Annotated in this window: 15 protein-coding genes; 13 read left to right on the top strand and 2 right to left on the bottom strand. The window is 41.1% G+C overall.

The genetic code is table 11. The features are described 5' to 3' along the window. Window positions 1–25: 25 nt before the first annotated feature. The gene (locus tag HT714_RS03400) at window positions 26–1,471 is read right to left on the bottom strand and encodes a UDP-N-acetylmuramoyl-L-alanyl-D-glutamate--L-lysine ligase (RefSeq protein WP_173225466.1); all 1,446 of its coding nucleotides are present in this window, start codon (window positions 1,469–1,471) and stop codon (window positions 26–28) included. 105 nt (window positions 1,472–1,576) lie between these two features. On the opposite strand from HT714_RS03400, the gene HT714_RS03395 reads away from it, so the two are divergent. The 13 genes from HT714_RS03395 to HT714_RS03335 all read left to right on the top strand — a co-directional run bounded on the left by HT714_RS03395 (window position 1,577) and on the right by HT714_RS03335 (window position 18,807). Beyond that, entirely contained in the window at window positions 1,577–3,199 is a 1,623-nt protein-coding gene (locus HT714_RS03395; protein ID WP_173251484.1) for a polysaccharide biosynthesis protein, read from the top strand. Between the two features lie 205 nt (window positions 3,200–3,404). Further along, on the top strand, window positions 3,405–5,363 hold the full coding sequence (locus HT714_RS03390; RefSeq protein ID WP_173251482.1) for a peptide ABC transporter substrate-binding protein: 1,959 nt from the start codon (window positions 3,405–3,407) through the stop codon (window positions 5,361–5,363). Window positions 5,364–5,676: 313 nt separating this feature from the next. Next, window positions 5,677–6,132: a hypothetical protein gene (locus tag HT714_RS03385; protein WP_173251480.1), complete on the top strand. Its 456-nt coding sequence runs from the start codon at window positions 5,677–5,679 to the stop codon at window positions 6,130–6,132. 315 nt (window positions 6,133–6,447) lie between these two features. Continuing rightward, entirely contained in the window at window positions 6,448–7,542 is a 1,095-nt protein-coding gene (locus HT714_RS03380; protein ID WP_173225454.1) for a cystathionine gamma-synthase, read from the top strand. Between the two features lie 7 nt (window positions 7,543–7,549). After that, window positions 7,550–8,716, top strand: a complete 1,167-nt coding sequence (locus tag HT714_RS03375) for a MalY/PatB family protein (protein ID WP_173225451.1) — start codon at window positions 7,550–7,552, stop codon at window positions 8,714–8,716. Window positions 8,717–8,808: 92 nt separating this feature from the next. Continuing rightward, window positions 8,809–11,907 carry a DEAD/DEAH box helicase gene (locus HT714_RS03370; RefSeq protein WP_173225449.1) on the top strand — a complete coding sequence of 1,033 codons (3,099 nt, stop codon included), beginning with the start codon at window positions 8,809–8,811 and terminating at the stop codon, window positions 11,905–11,907. A 47-nt stretch (window positions 11,908–11,954) separates the two neighbouring features. Further along, window positions 11,955–12,572 (top strand): cystathionine gamma-synthase, encoded by a 618-nt coding sequence (locus HT714_RS03365; protein WP_173225446.1) that lies wholly within the window; start codon window positions 11,955–11,957, stop codon window positions 12,570–12,572. A gap of 10 nt (window positions 12,573–12,582) precedes the next feature. Further along, window positions 12,583–13,917: a UDP-N-acetylmuramate--L-alanine ligase gene (gene murC / locus HT714_RS03360; protein WP_050390837.1), complete on the top strand. Its 1,335-nt coding sequence runs from the start codon at window positions 12,583–12,585 to the stop codon at window positions 13,915–13,917. Window positions 13,918–13,926: 9 nt separating this feature from the next. After that, a complete protein-coding gene (locus HT714_RS03355) occupies window positions 13,927–14,388 on the top strand; it encodes a GNAT family N-acetyltransferase (RefSeq protein WP_173213535.1) in 462 nt (153 codons plus the stop codon). Further along, window positions 14,385–14,879 carry a GNAT family N-acetyltransferase gene (locus tag HT714_RS03350; protein ID WP_173225444.1) on the top strand — a complete coding sequence of 165 codons (495 nt, stop codon included), beginning with the start codon at window positions 14,385–14,387 and terminating at the stop codon, window positions 14,877–14,879. The genes HT714_RS03355 and HT714_RS03350 overlap by 4 nt, the downstream gene beginning before the upstream one ends. A gap of 80 nt (window positions 14,880–14,959) precedes the next feature. Then, window positions 14,960–16,624, top strand: coding sequence for an endolytic transglycosylase MltG (mltG, locus tag HT714_RS03345; RefSeq protein ID WP_173251478.1), 1,665 nt, complete (start codon window positions 14,960–14,962; stop codon window positions 16,622–16,624). A 61-nt stretch (window positions 16,625–16,685) separates the two neighbouring features. After that, window positions 16,686–17,168: a transcription elongation factor GreA gene (gene greA, locus HT714_RS03340; RefSeq protein ID WP_000818760.1), complete on the top strand. Its 483-nt coding sequence runs from the start codon at window positions 16,686–16,688 to the stop codon at window positions 17,166–17,168. 277 nt (window positions 17,169–17,445) lie between these two features. Then, window positions 17,446–18,807, top strand: coding sequence for an amino acid permease (locus HT714_RS03335; protein ID WP_173251476.1), 1,362 nt, complete (start codon window positions 17,446–17,448; stop codon window positions 18,805–18,807). Between the two features lie 123 nt (window positions 18,808–18,930). On the opposite strand, the gene HT714_RS03330 is transcribed toward HT714_RS03335, so the two are convergent. Further along, a complete protein-coding gene (locus tag HT714_RS03330) occupies window positions 18,931–19,857 on the bottom strand; it encodes a helix-turn-helix transcriptional regulator (RefSeq protein ID WP_173251474.1) in 927 nt (308 codons plus the stop codon). Window positions 19,858–20,108 lie beyond the last annotated feature (251 nt).

Below are 20,108 nucleotides of genomic sequence, written 5' to 3'. Positions count from 1 at the left end.
TCATTTCCCTTGATTTTTTACTATCTTATAAATAATTTTCTGCGACAGCTGCATCTCCAGGATAGGCTTCTTTCTTTCCTTGGACGATTTGGTAGCAATCGGCTCCCTTACCAGCGATAATGACAGCATCTAATTCGTGATTTGTGATAGTCATAGCTGCCTTGATGGCTTCTTGGCGATCCGCAATTTTTTCAACAGGATGATTGATGTAGCTACTAATTTCATCCGCAATGGCCATAGGGTCTTCATAGTTGGGGTCATCAGCAGTCAGAAAGACTTGAATCTCAGGGTGTTGATTGAGGAGAAGGCCAAAGTCTTTGCGACGACTTTCTCCCTTGTTTCCTGTCGAACCTAATACCAGAGCAATATTTCCTGTTTGATGAGTTTCTACAACATTGATGAGTTTTTTGAGACTGTCACCATTGTGGGCATAGTCGATGAAAACCTTGGCACCATTTTTCTGAGTGAGGACTTCCATACGACCAGGAACACGGGTTGCAGCGATTCCTTTTTTGATGTCCTCAAGACTAGCTCCGAGACGGAGACAAGCAAGTCCAGCAGCAACGGCATTTTCTTGGTTGAAGTGGCCAATGAGTTGAATATCATAATCTCCAGCGAGTTTACCTCTAGCTGAGAAGCTAAAGGCTTTGGAATTCTCGATTTGGTTATCAGATTGGTTACCATAGAAATCATGCTCTTGATCTGCCACTTGTTCTTTTAGTACAGAAAAGTGATCCATGTCACTGTTAATGATGACTGCTCGGCTATTTTCCATCAAGAGACGCTTGTGGTAGAAGTAGTCTTCAAAGCTAGGGTGTTCAATCGGGCCGATATGGTCTGGGCTGATATTGAGGAAAACTCCCACATCAAAGGTTAGACCATAGACACGTTTGACCAGATAGGCTTGACTGGAGACTTCCATGATGAGGTGGGTACGGTCATTTTGCACAGCTTGATGCATCATATCAAAGAGGTCAATACTCTCAGGAGTTGTCAATGCAGACTTAAAGAAAGTCTTGCCATCTAAAGTTGTGTTCATGGTCGACAACATTGCAGGTCGATGCCCTTGAGATAAGATGTTATAGGCGAAATAGGCTGCTGTTGTCTTACCCTTAGTACCAGTAAAGGCAAGGAGTTTGAGTTTTTTCTGTGGATTGCCATAAAACTCCATGGCAATCAAACTCATTGCTTTCTTGATATCGCTGACGATAATGGCAGGAATACCAACCTCATAGTCTTTTTCAGCCACATACCAATCGAGTCCTTGAGAGATTGCTGAAAGAAGAAATTCCTTCTTAAAGGCAGCACCTTTAACGAAAAAGAGGCTCTTTTCTTTGGCCTTGCGACTGTCATAGCAGATGGTGTCAAATACGACATGGCTGTAGTTGTAGTGATAATGTCCTTGGTCGATAATCTCACGGAAGAGACCATCTTTCTTTAAAATATCTAATACAGTTTCAATCTTTATCATACTTTCTATTGTAAACCGAAAGTCGTAAATTTACAAGTAACAAGGAAAAGTTTATAATGGAAGATAAGGAGTTTTTCCTAGTTATTAAAATCAAATGAGGAATCTATGTCGCACGAAAACAATCACCAGCAGGCCCAGATGTTACGGGGGACTGCTTGGCTAACGGCTAGTAACTTTATCAGTCGCCTACTTGGGGCTATTTACATTATCCCTTGGTACATCTGGATGGGGTCTTATGCGGCTACAGCAAATGGACTCTTTACCATGGGATACAATATCTATGCCTGGTTCTTGCTGGTTTCAACAGCAGGTATTCCAGTTGCAGTGGCCAAGCAAGTTGCCAAGTATAATACCATGAGAGAAGAGGAGCATAGCTTTGCCCTGATTCGGAGCTTTTTAGGATTTATGACAGGACTAGGTCTGGTTTTTTCTTTAGTCTTGTATGTCTTTGCTCCTTGGCTAGCAGACTTGTCGGGTGTAGGGAAAGACCTGATCCCAATCATGCAGAGCTTGGCTTGGGGAGTCTTGATTTTCCCGTCTATGAGTGTTATCCGAGGATTTTTCCAAGGGATGAATAACCTCAAACCTTATGCCATGAGCCAAATCGCTGAGCAGGTCATTCGTGTTATCTGGATGCTTTTAGCTACCTTTATCATTATGAAGATTGGTTCAGGAGATTACCTAGCAGCCGTTACCCAATCGACCTTTGCGGCCTTTGTCGGTATGGTAGCCAGTTTTGGAGTTTTGATTTATTTCCTTGCTCAAGAAGGGTTACTCAAAAGAGTCTTTGAAACAGGGGATAAGATTAACAGCAAGCGTCTTTTGGTCGATACCATTAAGGAAGCTATTCCTTTTATCTTAACAGGGTCTGCCATCCAGCTCTTCCAGATTCTGGATCAGCTGACCTTTATCAATAGTATGAGTTGGTTTACCAATTATAGTAATGAAGACTTGGTTGTCATGTTTTCTTATTTCTCAGCCAATCCTAATAAAATCACTATGATTTTGATTTCTGTTGGGGTTTCGATTGGGAGTGTAGGCTTGCCACTTTTGACGGAAAACTATGTCAAGGGGGACTTGAAGGCAGCTTCTCGTCTCGTTCAGGACAGTCTCACCCTACTCTTTATGTTTCTGCTACCAGCAACGGTTGGAGTGGTCATGGTCGGAGAACCTCTTTATACAGTCTTCTATGGCAAGCCAGATAGTTTGGCTCTGGGCTTATTTGTCTTTGCAGTTTTGCAGTCTATTATTTTAGGCTTGTACATGGTCTTGTCTCCAATGCTTCAGGCCATGTTCCGCAACCGCAAGGCTGTTCTCTATTTTATCTATGGTTCTATTGCCAAGCTAGTCTTGCAACTACCTACCATCGCCCTCTTCCACAGTTATGGTCCTTTGATTTCAACAACCATTGCTCTCATCATTCCTAATGTCTTGATGTATCGGGACATTTGTAAGGTAACGGGTGTCAAGCGCAAGGTGATTGTGAAGCGAACCATTTTAATCAGTTTGCTGACCCTAGTCATGTTTCTGTTAATAGGAACCATCCAGTGGCTGTTAGGATTTGTTTTCCAACCAAGTGGACGTTTGTGGAGCTTCCTTTATGTAGCTCTTGTTGGTGCCATGGGAGGAGGAGTTTATGGAGTCATGAGTCTTCGAACCCGTTTATTGGATAAGGTGATTGGAAAAGCTCAAGCAGATCGCCTGCGAGTAAAATTTAAGCTTTCGTAAGATAGCATTTATAAATAAAAGGAATAAGTTGAACAATCTTTTAGGAGAACTTGAAACTTATTCCTTTTTTAGCGTCAAAATAGCTAAAATTATCTTTTGAAAGTAGAAGATGAGGTCTTTTTCGATTTTTTTTGGAAAAAATCATTGACTAAACAAACTAAACGTTGTATAATAAAACAAATATTTAAATCAGGAGGTTCTGGAAATGAAAAAGTCTAAGAGCAAATATCTAACCTTGGCAGGTCTTGTCCTGGGTACAGGAGTTTTATTGAGTGCCTGTGGAAATTCTAGCACAGCATCAAAAACATACAATTATGTTTACTCAAGTGATCCATCTAGTTTGAACTATCTAGCAGAAAACCGTGCAACAACAAATGATATTGTGACCAACCTGGTAGATGGTCTTATGGAAAATGACCAATATGGGAACTATGTTCCATCCTTGGCTGAGGATTGGACTGTTTCTAAGGACGGTTTAACCTATACCTACAAACTTCGTAAGGATGCTAAGTGGTTTACTTCTGAGGGAGAAGAATATGCACCTGTAACTGCTCAGGATTTTGTAACCGGTTTGCAATATGCAGCTGATAAAAATTCAGAAGCCTTGTATCTAGTGCAGGACTCTGTTGCAGGTTTGGATGACTATATCACTGGGAAAACAAGCGACTTTTCAACTGTCGGAGTCAAGGCACTTGATGACCAAACGGTTCAATACACCTTGGCTCGACCAGAACCTTACTGGAACTCAAAAACAACCTCAACCATTCTCTTCCCAGTCAATGCAGATTTCTTGAAATCAAAAGGGGATGATTTTGGGAAGGTAGACCCTGCTAATATTTTGTACAGTGGACCTTTCTTGATGAAAGCTTTTGTTTCAAAATCTGTCATCGAATACAAGAAAAATCCTAACTACTGGGATGCTAAAAATGTCTTTGTAGATGATGTCAAATTGACCTACTATGATGGTAGTGACCAAGACGCTCTTGTTCGTAACTTTACAGACGGAGCCTATAGCTACGCTCGTCTCTATCCGAATAGTTCAAGTTATGAAGGAATTAAAGAAAAATACAAAGATGATATCGTCTATAGCATGCAAGATGCCACTTCTTACTTCTTAAACTTTAATCTGGATAGACAATCTTATAAATTCACTTCCAAGACAAGTGATGCTGAAAAGAAATCGACTCAAGAAGCGGTTCTTAATAAAAACTTCCGTCAAGCCATTAACTTTGCCTATGACCGTACGGCCTATGGAGCCCAATCTCAAGGAGAAGATGGTGCAACTAAGATTTTGCGTAACTTGGTTGTTCCTCCAAACTTCGTAAGTATCAAGGGAAAAGACTTTGGTGAAGTAGTAGCCTCTAAGATGGTAAATTATGGCAAGGAATGGCAAGGAATCAACTTCGCGGATGCCCAAGATCCATACTACAATCCAGAGAAAGCCAAAGCCAAATTTGCAGAAGCTAAGAAAGAATTAGAAGCTAAGGGGGTAACATTCCCTATCCACTTAGATAAAAATATAGAGTTGACCAATAAGGCTGAAATTCAAGGAATCAATTCCATGAAGCAATCAATTGAGTCTGTCTTAGGTGCAGAAAATGTTGTGATTGATGTCCACCTACTTTCTACAGAGGACTATGATAGTTCAGGTTATCTAGCTCAAACAGCTGCGCAAAAAGACTACGATCTCTACAATGGTGGTTGGAGTACGGACTATCTTGATCCATCTAGCTATCTTGATATCTTTAGTGTCAAGAATGGTGGTGTTCTGCAAAATCTTGGAATAGAGCCAGGTGAAGCCAATGACAAGGCCAAGGCTGTTGGATTGGATGTCTACACTCAAATGTTGGAAGAAGCTAATAAGGAGCAAGATCCGGCTAAACGTTATGAAAAATATGCGGATGCCCAAGCTTGGTTGGTGGATAGCTCTCTAGCAATTCCAAATGTTTCACTTGGTGGAACACCAACATTGAGAAAAATCGTTCCTTTCTCAACACCATATTCATTGGCTGGTAATAAAGGGGTTGAATCCTATAAATACCTCAAAGTACAAGATAAGACAGTCACAAAAGACGAATATGAAAAAGCCAAAGAAAAATGGCTGAAAGAAAAAGAAGAATCCAATAAAAAAGCCCAAGAAGAATTGGCAAAACATGTAAAATAAGGATTTTTCAATAAAAACGATGGTTTCAAGGAAACTGTCGTTTTTATATAGAATGATAGCAAATTTGGAAGAAAAGTACTTACATTTTTTAAATTCTTTGTTAGATTTATGATATAATAAATATAACAAAAACGTGAGAAACTATTTTCGAAAATCTATCCAATGTTGATTGAAGTATGCACATGCTAGGATGATTTTATAGGAGGGATGTTATTTACTGAAAAAGTAAGATAAAATGTAACAAATGATAAGTTCTTCTTTTATGTGAAGAGTTCTTATCTGCCTATTTACTAATCGTTATGGAGGTAACATCATGGGCGCTATTATGGAGTTTGCAACAGAAAAACAGATTGAATCATTTCTCTCAACTTGTCGCATTGAAGGACAAAGGAATTTTCTGATGGCTTTCAAGAAAAAGACATGGTTGAAATCCTTTATTGATTTTTTCATTATAGGTGGTTCCTACTATGTTCAGTCGAGTGTGAAGCCTAAAATTCTGGCATTCACACCTAAGGGGATCTACTTGATGGACATCAGTGATGTAACTGGAAATTGTTCTAATCAAGTCGTAGAGATGTCTTGGAATCAAGTTCAAGATTTTACTTATAAGCCAGTCTTGAATACAGTTAGGCTGAACTGGCACTATCAAAATGAAGACTATATTTTTTCCGTGGATGTCGGTCAGATTAGTCAGCGTGTGGGCCAGTATCAATTTAACAAAGAGCATTATGACTATTTATCCCAACACGATTTCTTTCAGTCAAAGTAAACTCTAGCAATCATCGTCACAAAAGAATCTGGAAGCTTTTCTGGATTCTTTTTAGCTTTACTAGCTAATACTCAATGAAAATCAAAGAGCAAACTAGGAATCTAGCCGCAAGCTGCTCAAAACACGGTTTTGAGGTTGTAGATAAGACTGACGAAGTCAGTCACATATCTACGGTAAGGCGACGCTGACGTGGTTTGAAGAGATTTTCGAAGAGTATAAGTCTATAGTTTGAAACTATAACTAGCTCTTGAAAAGAAGAAAATGAGTTGATGAAAATAAGTGGTACAATAGTTACTATAGATTTGGAGGAATTGTATGAGCAAGGAATTACACATTAACACAATTTTGGCCCAGGCGGGCATTAAATCAGATGAAGCGACAGGAGCTTTGGTGACACCGCTTCATTTTTCAACGACCTATCAGCATCCAGAGTTTGGTCGATCTACTGGGTTTGACTATACACGCACTAAAAACCCAACTCGCACTAAGGCTGAAGAAGTCTTGGCGGCTATTGAGTCAGCAGACTATGCTTTAGCTACTAGCTCAGGTATGTCAGCTATTGTACTGGCCTTTAGCGTCTTTTCAGTAGGAAGTAAGGTCTTGGCTGTCCGTGACCTTTATGGAGGTTCTTTCCGCTGGTTCAATCAAGTGGAGCAGGAAGGCCGTTTCCATTTTACCTATGCCAACACAGAAGAAGAGTTGATTGCCGAGTTAGAAAAGGATGTGGATGTTCTCTATATCGAAACTCCAACCAATCCCTTGATGTTGGAATTTGACATCGAAAAATTGGCAAAATTGGCTCATGCTAAGGGGGCCAAAGTGGTGGTGGATAATACCTTCTATAGCCCTATCTACCAACGTCCGATTGAAGATGGAGCAGATATCGTTCTTCATTCAGCAACTAAGTATCTAGCAGGGCACAATGATGTCTTGGCTGGAGTGGTTGTGACTAATAGTTTAGAACTATACGAGAAGCTCTTTTACAATCTTAATACGACAGGGGCAGTCTTGTCTCCATTTGACAGTTATCAATTGATTCGTGGTCTCAAGACCTTGTCTCTTCGTATGGAGCGCTCAACAGCTAACGCCCAAGAAGTGGTTGCCTCTTTGAAGGATTCCCCAGCAGTTAAGGAAGTTCTCTACACTGGTCGTGGGGGCATGATTTCCTTTAAAGTAACCGATGAAACACGCATTCCTCATATTTTGAACAGTCTCAAGGTCTTCTCTTTTGCGGAAAGTTTGGGTGGAGTGGAAAGTCTCATTACCTATCCAACGACCCAAACTCACGCTGATATTCCAGCAGAAGTGCGCCATTCTTATGGTTTGACAGATGACCTCTTGCGCTTGTCAATTGGGATTGAGGATGCTAGAGATTTGATTGCAGATTTGCGTCAAGCCTTGGAAGGATAAGACAAAGATGGGAAAATATGATTTTACAAGCCTGCCCAATCGTTTAGGGCACCATACCTATAAATGGAAAGAAGCAGAAACGGATAGTGAAGTCCTACCAGCTTGGATAGCGGATATGGACTTTGTAGTCTTGCCTGAAATTCGCCAAGCTGTGCAAACTTACGCTGATCAACTGGTTTATGGCTATACCTATGCCAGTGAAGAGTTAATTAAGGAAGTTCAAAAGTGGGAAGCCACACAACACGGCTACCACTTTGACAAAGAGGCTCTTGTCTTTATCGAGGGTGTGGTACCAGCCATCTCAACAGCTATTCAAGCCTTTACAAAAGAAGGCGAGGCGGTTTTGATTAACACACCTGTCTATCCACCCTTTGCTCGCAGTGTCAAGTTGAACAACCGTAGATTGATTACCAATTCTTTGGTGGAAAAGGATGGTCTGTTTGAGATTGACTTTGACCGACTTGAAAAGGATTTGGTGGAAGAGGAGGTCAAACTCTATATTCTTTGCAACCCTCACAATCCTGGTGGACGTGTGTGGGAAAAAGAAGTCTTGGAGAAGATTGGCCAACTCTGCCAAAAACACGGTGTTTTCTTGGTTTCAGATGAGATTCACCAAGATTTGGCCCTCTTTGGTCACAAGCATCATTCCTTCAATACCATCAATCCTGACTTTAAAGAATTTGCGATCGTCTTGACCAGTGCCACTAAAACCTTTAATATTGCTGGGACAAAAAATTCATATGCAGTTATTGAAAATCCTAAGTTGAGACTGGCTTTCCAGAAACGCCAGTTGACCAATAATCAGCATGAAATTTCAGGCTTGGGTTATTTGGCGACAGAAGCTGCCTATCGCTATGGGAAGGATTGGTTAGAGGAACTCAAGCAAGTCTTTGAAGACCACATCAATTATGTGGTAGATTTATTTGGAAAAGAGACTAAAATTAGGGTCATGAAACCGCAAGGAACCTACTTGATTTGGCTTGATTTTTCAGCCTATGACCTGACTGATGAAACATTGCAAGAGCTGTTGAGAAATGAAGCTAAGGTTATCCTCAACCCTGGTTCGGATTATGGAGAGGAAGGAAGTCTCCATGCCCGCCTCAATGTAGCCATGCCTAAATCCCTGCTGCAAGAAGTTTGTCAGCGGATTGTGACGACTTTTGCCAAACGTTAAAAATCCAGCCTTCTAGGAGAAAAGTCATCCTAGAAGGCTATTTTCATAGGGGAAAATATGGTATAATAAAAAGATAAGGTAAAGGTAAAAATATGGCTAAATTGATTCCGGGGAAAGTCCGTATCGAAGGCGTTGCCCTTTATGAAACTGGTAAGGTTGACATCATCAAGGAAAAGAACAATCGGCTCTACGCTCGCGTTGCAGAAGAAGAACTGCGCTATAGTTTAGAGGATGATTTGGTTTTTTGTGCCTGTGATTTTTTCCAAAAGAGGAGCTACTGTGTGCATTTGGCAGCGCTGGAGCATTTTCTAAAAAATGATGAGCGTGGTCAGGAAATCTTGCAGAGTATGGAAGAAGGTCACGAAGAAAAAGAGGCCGTTGAAACCAAGGTGACCTTGGGTGGCAAATTTTTGGACCGAATCTTGTCTCCAAAATCAGAACGTGCCTATGAATTATCGGCTGTGGGGCAGGTGGAAGCAGGGACCAATCATATCTTGTGGACTCTGAGAATCGGCCAAATCAATAGCCAAAAATACTATGTCATTCGGGATATTCCACTCTTTTTAAGGATTGTCGAGCAGAGAAAGTCTTATATGATTGGCAAGATTTATGAGGAGTCTCTTTCTTGGGAAGCCTTTGATGAGGCTAGCCAAGAACTTCTGACTTTCTTGCGAGGACTGATGGAGGAAGGACAGGCTCCAGACCTCTTTTTCCAAAACCAAGGTCGGCACCTCTTTTTCCCTCTGACCTTTTTTGAGCAGGGTGTGAATTTACTGATGACCTTGCCGCATTTTCAATTTGACCATCAAGTGGATAGCTATCAGACTCTGCTTTTTCAGGATATGCATGCTGATGCCAATCTATTTGCCTTTACAGTAACAGAATACTCGGATTATTTTGAAATGGAAATCAGTGAGAGTCCTAGGGTCAATGTCTTTTATCAGGGAGTTGTGCTTTTCCATAAAGGACAGGTTTATTTTCTGACAGACCAGCAGATGCGTCTTCTCAAGGAAATCAAAGCGTTGCCTTTGGATCAGCATGGCAAGAAATACCTGCAATTTGATAGCAGTGACCGAGATAAGTTGGCTTCTTGTCTAGCGCTCTTTGGCCAGATGGGCAGCGTTTCAGCTCCAGAACGTCTACAAATCAAATCCTTTGCGACCTCTTTTTACTTTGACAGGGAAGAAGATAATCGGATTCGTTTAGAAATTCAGTTTGATTATGGGGATAGGCAGGTATCTAGCCGACAAGAGTTAGAAGAATTACCATTTTCGAGTGATGCTGACTTAGAAGAAAGAGTTTTCCAAGTCTGTTTGGCAGCAGGTTTTGAAGCAGATTTTCAATCTTGGCGTCAGGCCTTAAAAGCCGAGTCTGTCTATCATTTCTTTCACGAAATCATTCCAGTCTTTGAAAAACTCGGTCATGTTGACCTATCAGACAAGCTAGAAGAGCTTTATAGCTTAGCGAGTCCTCAAGTGCAGATTGCTTCCAAGGGAGGTCTCTTGGAAATCCAGTTTGATTTTCAAGATATTGCCCAAGAGGAAATTGACCAAGCCATGCAGGCCTTGGTTGCCAACAAGGATTTTTACATTGATTCGTCTAATCAAGTCTACTTTTTTGATGAAGAAACCAAGAAAATTCGCCAAAATTTACAGGAGCTAGGACAATTCGAATTAAAAGATGGCTCCTTGCAGGCTCGGAAATCATTGGCCTACAGTTTAGCCCATCTCTTTGAAGGGCGAGACCGTGTTTCTTTTTCACAAGAATTCCAGAATCTGGCCCAGGATTTGACGCATCCAGAGGACTTTCCTCGACAAGCAACTCAGGTTCAGGCTGATTTGCGAGATTATCAGGAAAAGGGAATCGGCTGGCTGCAAATGCTCCATCATTATGGTTTTGGTGGGATTTTGGCTGATGATATGGGTTTGGGGAAAACCCTTCAGACCATTGCTTTTTTGACCAGTCAAGTGACAAAAGAAAGTCGGGTCTTGATTTTAGCTCCGTCAGGTTTGATTTACAACTGGGCAGATGAGTTTCAAAAATTTGCCCCACAGTTAGATGTGGCTGTTGTTCATGGTTTGAAAGCTAGTCGTGAAGAGATTCTTGCTGAGAGCCATCAAATCTTTGTGACAAGCTATGCTACCTTCCGTCAGGACAGTGAGCTTTATCAGGGGATGGCCTTTGACTTCCTTTGCTTAGATGAGGCTCAGGTCATGAAGAACGCCCAGACCAAGATTGCCCAGACCTTGAGACAATTTGTGGTGCCGTCAGTCTTTGCCTTGTCCGGAACTCCGATTGAAAACCATCTGGGTGAGCTGTGGTCTATTTTCCAAATCGTCATGCCAGGACTTTTGCCAAGCAAGAAAGAATTTATGAAATTGCCAGCCGAGCGAGTGGCTCAGTTTATCAAGCCTTTCGTTATGAGGCGCAAGAAAGAAGAAGTGCTGACTGAATTACCAGACTTAATCGAAGTGGTTTATAAAAATGAACTGGAAGACCAGCAAAAGGCTATCTACCTAGCCCAGTTGCAACAGATGCGGGACCGTCTGGCTCAAGTATCAGATCAGGAATTTCAGCGAAGTCGTGTGGAAATCTTGTCTGGTCTGATGCGCTTGCGCCAAATCTGTGATACCCCTGCCCTCTTTATGGAAGATTATCAGGGAGCCAGCGGCAAACTGGATAGTCTCCGAGACCTGCTGCTACAGGTGGCAGACGGCGGACACCGTGTCTTGCTTTTCTCGCAGTTCAAGGGAATGTTGGAGAAAATTGAACAAGAACTGCCAGACTTGGGCATGACTTCCTTTAAAATTACGGGTTCAACCCCAGCCAAGGAAAGACAAGATATGACCAAGGCCTTTAACCAAGGGGAAAGAGATGCCTTTCTGATTTCCCTCAAGGCTGGTGGTGTCGGTCTGAACCTGACAGGTGCTGATACGGTTATCTTGGTCGACCTTTGGTGGAATCCTGCGGTGGAAGCGCAAGCCATTGGCCGTGCCCATCGGATGGGACAGGAAGAAACGGTTGAGGTCTATCGCTTGGTAACCAAGGGAACCATTGAAGAAAAAATCCAGGAACTCCAAGAACAAAAGAAACATCTGGTGTCACAAGTATTGGATGGCACAGAGTCACGTGGCAGTCTGACCCTAGCAGAAATTAGAGAAATTTTGGGAATTTCTGAAGCCAGCACTTGAAAAATCAAGACAATACGCTATAATGAAGTGTTGAAAGGAAATAGAAAATGAAACAAGAACGATTTCCATTGGTGTCAGATGACGAGGTCATGTTGACTGAAATGCCAGTCATGAACTTGTATGATGAGTCTGATCTGATCAGTAATATCAAGGGTGAGTATCGGGATAAAAATTATTTAGAATGGGCTCCTATTACTGAAGAGGCGCCAGTCAAACCGATTGAAAAGCAAGTCGAGAAACCTAAAAAGGCTCCTTTAGGGGTTAAAAAAGAAGGAAAGAGCTATGCAGAGGTGGCACGTGAAGAAGCGCGTGCAGACTTGAAAAAGAAACGCTCAGCTAACTATCTAACTCAGGATTTCAGCCGTACGAGACGTCATTCTAAATCAGTCCTTCTTAGACAGGGCAATCAACCGACAGCGCCTTTCCAAAAGGAAAATCCTGGTGAATTTGTCAAATATAGCCAAAAATTGACCCAGTCTCAGTACATCTTGGCGGAAGAAGTTCATTCTATCCCTACCAAGAATGAAGAAGTGTCAGCACCTGCTCCAAAGAAAAACAACTATGATTTTCTAAAGAAGAGCCAAATCTACAATAAAAAAAGTAAACAAACAGAACAAGAACGTCGGGTTGCCCAAGAATTGAATCTGACCAGAATTACAGAATAGGGGAGAAAACATGCCAAAGACATATCATTTTATCGGAATTAAGGGATCAGGGATGAGTGCCTTGGCCTTGATGTTGCACCAAATGGGGCATAAGGTACAGGGATCAGATGTTGAAAAGTACTACTTTACTCAACGTGGTCTTGAGCAGGCAGGAATTACCATTCTTCCTTTTGATGAAAAGAACCTAGACGGTGATATGGAAATTATCGCTGGAAATGCCTTTCGTCCAGATAACAATGTCGAAATTGCCTATGCAGACCAAAATGGTATCAGCTACAAACGTTACCATGAATTTCTAGGTAGCTTTATGCGTGACTTTGTTAGCATGGGAGTAGCTGGAGCGCATGGAAAAACTTCAACGACAGGTATGTTATCTCATGTCTTGTCTCACATCACAGACACTAGCTTCTTGATTGGGGATGGGACAGGTCGTGGTTCGGCCAATGCCAAATATTTTGTCTTTGAATCTGACGAATATGAGCGTCACTTTATGCCTTATCATCCAGAATACTCTATTATCACCAACATTGACTTTGACCATCCAGATTATTTCACAAGTCTCGAGGATGTTTTCAATGCCTTTAACGACTATGCCAAACAAATTACCAAGGGTCTTTTTGTCTATGGTGAAGATGCAGAATTGCGTAAGATTACGGCTAATGCTCCGATTTATTATTATGGTTTTGAAGCTGAGGGTAATGATTTTGTAGCTAGTGAGCTTCTTCGTTCAACAACTGGTTCAACCTTCACCGTTCATTTCCGTGGACAAGACTTGGGGCAATTCCACATCCCAACCTTTGGTCGTCACAATATCATGAATGCGACAGCCGTTATTGGTCTTCTTTACACAGCAGGATTTGATTTGAACTTGGTGCGTGAGCACTTGAAAACATTTGCCGGTGTTAAGCGTCGTTTCACTGAGAAAATTGTCAATGACACAGTGATTATCGATGACTTTGCCCACCATCCAACAGAAATTATTGCGACCTTGGATGCGGCTCGTCAGAAATACCCAAGCAAGGAAATTGTAGCAGTCTTCCAACCGCATACCTTTACAAGAACCATTGCCTTGTTGGACGAATTTGCTCACGCTTTGAACCAAGCGGATGCTGTTTACCTAGCGCAAATCTATGGATCTGCTCGTGAAGTAGACCATGGAGATGTCAAGGTAGAAGACCTAGCCAAAAAAATCAACAAAAAACACCAAGTGATCACTGTTGAAAATGTTTCTCCCCTCCTAGACCACGATAATGCTGTCTATGTCTTTATGGGAGCAGGAGATATCCAAACCTATGAGTATTCGTTCGAGCGTCTCTTGTCTAACTTGACAAGCAATGTTCAGTAGGATATTCTTATGGAAATTCCAATTAAGATCATTCAAGCAAGTCAGTCTGATTTAGCTGAGGTAGTGGCACTTCAGGCCACATCTTTTCCAGCTGAAAAGCAGCAACCTTCCCATATCTTAGAAGAAAGTATCCGTAAGTGTGCGGATACCTTTCTTCTAGCTAGGGATGAAAATCAACTTTTAGGCTATATTTTATCAAGTCCCCAGTCAGACAATCCGCAATGTCTAAAAATACATTCTTTAATTATCGAGGCTGACCATCGGAGACAGGGCTTGGGAACACTTCTTCTTGCAGCCTTGAAAGAGGTAGCAGTTGAGCTGGATTACAAAGGGATTCGTTTGAAGAGTCCTGATGAGTTGCTTTCATACTTTGAAATGAACGGTTTTATTGATGAAGAAACTTCCCTTTATGCAACTAGCCAGGGTTTTAGTATGATTTGGTTTAATCCCTTTTATCTGGAGGCACAATGAAAATCAGACAAGCAAGATTAGAAGATTTGGATCGGATTGTTGATATTGAACTAGAAAATTTCTCGATTGAAGAAGCCATTCCTCGCTCTGTTTTTGAAGCACATTTGCGAGAAATTCAGACCTCGTTTCTGGTTGCGGAAAAAGAAGGTAGAATCATGGGTTATATCGAAGGGCCAGTTGTCCCTCACCGCTATCTGCAAGACCAGTCTTTTACAGAAGAGATAGAAGATTATAGTCATGAGCCTGGTGGTTATATCTCTGTGACCTGTCTTTCTATTGCCAAAGAGGCCCAGGGGATAGGACTGGGTCAGCAATTGCTAACAGCCTTGAAAGACCTGGCTCTTGAAGATGAGAGAGAAGGCATTAACCTAACCTGTCATGACTATCTCATCGCCTACTATGAAAAGCATGGATTTGTCAATGAAGGTCTGTCCCAGTCAACCTTTGCAGGGGAAACCTGGTATGATATGGTCTGGGAAACGAAAAAATAAGCCAGGAAAAGTATCATAGGTTGCTTTTCTTGGACTTTTAAGATATAATATTATGGATTGTCAACAAGGAGGAAAAACTTTTGAGTGAAAAGTCAAGAGAAGAAGAGAAATTAAGCTTTAAAGAGCAGATTCTGAGAGATTTAGAAAAAGTAAAAGGCTATGATGAAGTTCTGAAAGAAGATGAGGCAGTAGTTCGCACTCCTGCAAATGAACCTTCAGCTGAAGAACTCATGGCTGATTCCTTGTCAACGGTAGAGGAGATTATGAGAAAAGCTCCTACCGTGCCGACTCACCCAAGTCAAGATGTACCAGCTTCTCCAGCAGATGAGATTCAAAGAGAAACTCCTGGTGTTCCAAGTCATCCAAGTCAAGATGCACCTTCTTCTCCAGCGGAAGAAAGTGGTTCAAGACCAGGACCAGGTCCTGTTAGACCTAAGAAACTTGAAAGAGAATACAATGAAACCCCAACAAGGGTAGCTGTTTCCTATAAGACGGCAGAGAAAAAAGCAGAACAAGCAGGTCCAGAAACACCTATGCCTGCTACAGAAACAGTGGATATCATCAGCGATACACCACGTCGTAGCCGTAGAGAAGGAGTAAAACCTGTTAAGCCTAAGAAAGAGAAGAAGTCACATGTGAAAGCCTTTGTGATTTCATTCCTTGTATTCCTTGCCTTGCTCTCAGCAGGTGGTTACTTTGGTTACCAGTATGTTCAGTCATCTTTACAGCCTGTGGATGCTTCATCGAAACAATATGTGACGGTTGGAATTCCAGAAGGTTCAAACGTTCAAGAAATCGGTACGACGCTTGAAAAAGCTGGTTTGGTAAAGCATGGTCTGATTTTTAGCTTTTATGCCAAGTATAAAAATTATACCGATTTGAAAGCAGGTTACTACAATTTGCAAAAGAGTATGAGTACAGAAGACTTACTCAAAGAGTTGCAAAAAGGTGGAACAGCTGAACCACAGGAACCTGTCCTTGCGACTTTGACAATTCCAGAAGGTTATACGATTGATCAAATTGCTCAAGCTGTGGGTCAATTGCAAGGTGACTTCAAAGAGCCTTTGACAGCGGAGGCTTTCTTGGCAAAAGTTCAAGATGAGACGTTTATCAGTCAAGAAGTTGCCAAATATCTGAGTCTACTTGAAAGCTTGCCTACAAAAGACAGCGGTGCGCGTTATCGTTTGGAAGGATACCTTTTCCCAGCTACATACTCTATCAAGGAAAGCACAACTATTGAGAGCTTGATTGATGAGATGTTAGCTGCTATGGATAAGAACCTATCTCCTTACTATAGTACTATCAAATCTAAAAACTTGACTGTCAATGAGTTGTTGACCATTGCTTCCTTGGTCGAAAAAGAAGGTGCCAAGACAGAAGATCGTAAGCTCATTGCAGGTGTATTCTACAATCGTTTGAATCGTGATATGCCACTTCAAAGTAATATTGCAATCTTGTATGCCCAAGGAAAACTGGGGCAAAATATCAGCCTAGCTGAGGATGTTGCGATTGATACCAACATTGATTCACCTTATAATGTTTATAAAAATGTAGGTCTCATGCCTGGTCCAGTCGATAGTCCAAGTCTGGATGCGATTGAGTCAAGCATCAATCAAACTAAGAGCGATAACCTCTACTTTGTAGCAGATGTCACAGATGGCAAGGTCTACTATGCTAACAATCAAGAAGACCACGATCGCAATGTTGCTGAACATGTCAACAGCAAATTAAACCAAACAAACTAAAATTATGTGATACTTCACATAATTTTCTTTCGAAAATATCATCAGAAGAAAGTTGAGAAAAATGGCAGAAAAAACATATCCTATGACCCTTGAGGAAAAGGAAAAACTTGAAAAAGAATTAGAAGAATTGAAATTGGTCCGCCGTCCAGAAGTGGTAGAACGCATTAAGATTGCCCGTTCATACGGTGACCTTTCAGAAAACAGTGAGTACGAAGCAGCTAAGGATGAACAAGCCTTTGTTGAAGGACAAATCTCTAGCTTGGAAACAAAAATCCGCTATGCTGAAATCGTCAATAGCGACGCAGTTGCCCAAGACGAAGTAGCGATTGGTAAAACAGTCACCATCCAAGAAATTGGTGAGGACGAAGAAGAAGTTTATATTATTGTAGGTTCAGCGGGTGCGGATGCCTTTGCAGGTAAAGTTTCAAATGAAAGCCCAATTGGACAAGCCTTGATTGGCAAGAAAACAGGTGACACAGCAACCATTGAAACACCTGTTGGTAGCTATGATGTAAAAATCTTGAAGGTTGAAAAAACAGCCTAAAAACAGAAAAAAGGAGTGGGGAGGCGATGCGCTTCACTCACTCCTTTTTCCATTTTGCTACTCTTCGAAAATCTCTTCAAACCACGTCAGCGTCGCCTTGCCGTATGTATGGTTACTGACTTCGTCAGTTTCATCCACAACCTCAAAACCATGTTTTGAGCTGACTTCGTCAGTTCTGTCTACAACCTCAAAACAGTGTTTTGAGCAACGTACGGCTAGCTTTCTAGTTTGCTCTTTGATTTTCATTGAGTATAAATTGAATTGAATTGGAGACTATATGAGTTCAAAGAAGAAAAATAAGATGGAGCGTGGTCTGACCAATCGTCATGTGCAGGTTATGGCCATCGCTGGAACAATCGGAACAGGACTCTTTTTGGGAGCAGGTCGCTCTATTAGCCTAACAGGTCCTTCCATTGTACTGATTTATATGATTACGGGGGCCTTCATGTTCCTCATGATGCGTGCTGTTGGGGAAATGCTCTACCAAGACCCTGAGCAACATACCTTTATCAACTTTATCACGCGCCATTTGGGTAAGGGCTGGGGCTATTTCTCAGTATGGTCTTACTGGCTATCCGTTGTCTTTATCGGTATGGCGGAAATCACTGCTATCGCACATTATGTGCAATTTTGGTTCCCAACTTGGCCGAGTTGGATGATTGAGATTGGATTTTTGACCATTCTAGCCTTGGTCAATCTGATTGCGGTGAAGCTCTTTGGGGAAGTTGAGTTTTGGTTTGCGATGGTCAAGATTGTGGCTATTTTAGCTATGATTGCAACAGGAGTCTTTATGGTCTTGACAGGCTTTAAGACACCTCATGGAGTAGCAAGTTTGGCCAATATTGCTGACAATTTCTCCCTCTTCCCAAATGGTGGAGTGAACTTTGTCATGGCCTTCCAGATGGTGTTCTTTGCATATCTTATGATTGAGTTTATCGGGGTCACAACTTCTGAAACCAAAAATCCACGTCAGGTCTTGCCAAAAGCCGTTAAGGAAATTCCTTTGCGTATCGCCTTTTTCTACGGTGGTGCCCTCTTATCCATCATGGCTATCATTCCATGGCGTGAACTTGCCTCAGCTGATTCTCCTTTTGTAACAGTATTTGAATTGGCCGGTGTCAAGTGGGCAGCAGCCTTGATTAACTTCGTTGTTTTGACCTCAGCAGCATCTGCTCTTAACTCAACGCTTTATTCAACAGGGCGCCATTTGTATCAGATTGCTCATGATTCGCCAAATCGCTTCCTAAAGGCTATCAAGGCAGATACTCTTTCTCGCCACAATGTGCCACAAAATGCCATCATCGCCTCAGCGATTTTGATTGCCCTAGCAGCCTTTATCAACGTCCTGCCAGGAGTTTCGGATGCCTTTGCCTTGATTACGGCATCATCATCAGGTGTCTATATTGCCATTTATATCTTGATCATGGTGGCTCACCTTAAATACCGCAAGTCACCAGACTTTATGGCGGATGGCTATCTCATGCCCCATTATCGTTTCTTAAATCCTTTAACCATGCTCTTCTTTGCCTTTGTCTTTGTAACCCTCTTTTTACAAGAGTCTACATTTGTCGGAGCAATCGGCTCAGCTATCTGGATTATCGGTTTTGGTATTTATAGCCAGTGGAAATTTAGAAAATAGATTTGAAACTCATCAACTTAGCTTGGTGGGTTTTTTCTTTAGAATCAAGTCAAAAAGCACCAGAGTCAAGTGACTTTGGTGCTTTAAAGTTGCACACATTTTGTTGTTTATTGATGTTGATAGTTATTCTTCATCTTCCATAGGGAATGGAATGCCAGTTTTATTCAGTCGTTGAACTTCTTGGGTAAATGAATTTTTAATTGTAATCATATTTGGTAATGGAAAGAGGTCGTTTTGAGCATCAATGTAATGAAGAAGAGCATTAGCTCGTTCAATAGCCTTAGGATTGTTTTGTCGAAGTAGATTGAAAACTTCATATATGTTTAAATAAAATAGTTGAAATACTGAAAACTCATAATAGAATATTTCAGATAGTGCTATCTTCAACTTATAGATGAGCTTTTCTGCTTTATCGTAGTATCCATAGCGAGAATATGTTCTAACTAAAAACGTTCCAGTTTGAGTATATCTGTGAGAAAATGATTCAGACATATGTTTAGTTTCTTCTAATCCTTTGACAATTAGCTTTTCGAGGTATTCAAGGAATTTTAACTCAAAATATTGCCCATCAAATGTAAGAAGAAGTTCAATAATAAGAAAATCACGAATATAAAGAGTATCAATACTAAACATATAGTTGACCAAGTAATTAATAGCTTCTACTACATCAGGAGTCGATTCATCCCTTGTATTCTCCATTCTAAAAATATCTAATTTTAGTATGTAATACTCTATGACATTTCCCCAGTCACTTTTCTTTCCCAGTATTTGTCTAGCTTTTATTTTATCATTTTTAGACAATGCATGTATAATTTCTCTTGCTCTTAGGGAATTCTTATCTTGAATATGAAAAATTTCTACATAGTCGTATCCATCTAAATTAAAATTGTTTAAAACTTCAAAAAATGTATTTACTTTAACAGTAGCGAGTCCTTTTTCAAAGCGACTAAGGTTGTTGGGAGTAATGGCATCTCCAGCAGCCTCTTTAAGGCTCATATTGCGATCTTGACGGATTTTGTGGATAATTTCTCCATAGTGTTTGAATTCCATGATAGTCTCCTTGAGTTTTATTGGTTTTATTATAACTTAAATTTCTCCATTTTTGGGAAAAACTACTGTTTTTAGTAAATTTTTTAGGAAAAGTCGGGGGGGGGGGGGGGAAAAATTCTATTGTTTTCGGTAGAAATATCCAAAAAGGGGATTTTTTACTGTTTAATCAATTCAATCAAAAATAAAGGAGATAAGGATGAAAAAGCCCCTAATTATGAAAACTGCTGCAGTACTTGGTTTAGGGGTTGCAG

Source organism: Streptococcus sp. 3705 (assembly GCF_013277145.1).
Classification (GTDB): Bacteria; Bacillota; Bacilli; order Lactobacillales; family Streptococcaceae; genus Streptococcus.
The sequence above is the reverse complement of the archived record's forward strand: the minus strand, read 5'-3'. Positions and strand labels throughout refer to the sequence as shown.

What these genes read in the sequence shown, in the direction of transcription:
- HT714_RS03375 (WP_173225451.1), top strand. Translation starts at nt 7,550, where the DNA reads ATGGGAAAATATGATTTTACAAGCCTGCCCAATCGTTTAGGGCACCAT.
- HT714_RS03335 (WP_173251476.1), top strand. Translation starts at nt 17,446, where the DNA reads ATGAGTTCAAAGAAGAAAAATAAGATGGAGCGTGGTCTGACCAATCGT.
- HT714_RS03390 (WP_173251482.1), top strand. Translation starts at nt 3,405, where the DNA reads ATGAAAAAGTCTAAGAGCAAATATCTAACCTTGGCAGGTCTTGTCCTG.
- HT714_RS03330 (WP_173251474.1), bottom strand. Translation starts at nt 19,857, where the DNA reads ATGGAATTCAAACACTATGGAGAAATTATCCACAAAATCCGTCAAGAT.
- greA (WP_000818760.1), top strand. Translation starts at nt 16,686, where the DNA reads ATGGCAGAAAAAACATATCCTATGACCCTTGAGGAAAAGGAAAAACTT.
- murC (WP_050390837.1), top strand. Translation starts at nt 12,583, where the DNA reads ATGCCAAAGACATATCATTTTATCGGAATTAAGGGATCAGGGATGAGT.
- HT714_RS03380 (WP_173225454.1), top strand. Translation starts at nt 6,448, where the DNA reads ATGAGCAAGGAATTACACATTAACACAATTTTGGCCCAGGCGGGCATT.
- HT714_RS03395 (WP_173251484.1), top strand. Translation starts at nt 1,577, where the DNA reads ATGTCGCACGAAAACAATCACCAGCAGGCCCAGATGTTACGGGGGACT.
- HT714_RS03385 (WP_173251480.1), top strand. Translation starts at nt 5,677, where the DNA reads ATGGGCGCTATTATGGAGTTTGCAACAGAAAAACAGATTGAATCATTT.
- HT714_RS03400 (WP_173225466.1), bottom strand. Translation starts at nt 1,471, where the DNA reads ATGATAAAGATTGAAACTGTATTAGATATTTTAAAGAAAGATGGTCTC.
- HT714_RS03355 (WP_173213535.1), top strand. Translation starts at nt 13,927, where the DNA reads ATGGAAATTCCAATTAAGATCATTCAAGCAAGTCAGTCTGATTTAGCT.
- HT714_RS03350 (WP_173225444.1), top strand. Translation starts at nt 14,385, where the DNA reads ATGAAAATCAGACAAGCAAGATTAGAAGATTTGGATCGGATTGTTGAT.
- HT714_RS03370 (WP_173225449.1), top strand. Translation starts at nt 8,809, where the DNA reads ATGGCTAAATTGATTCCGGGGAAAGTCCGTATCGAAGGCGTTGCCCTT.
- HT714_RS03365 (WP_173225446.1), top strand. Translation starts at nt 11,955, where the DNA reads ATGAAACAAGAACGATTTCCATTGGTGTCAGATGACGAGGTCATGTTG.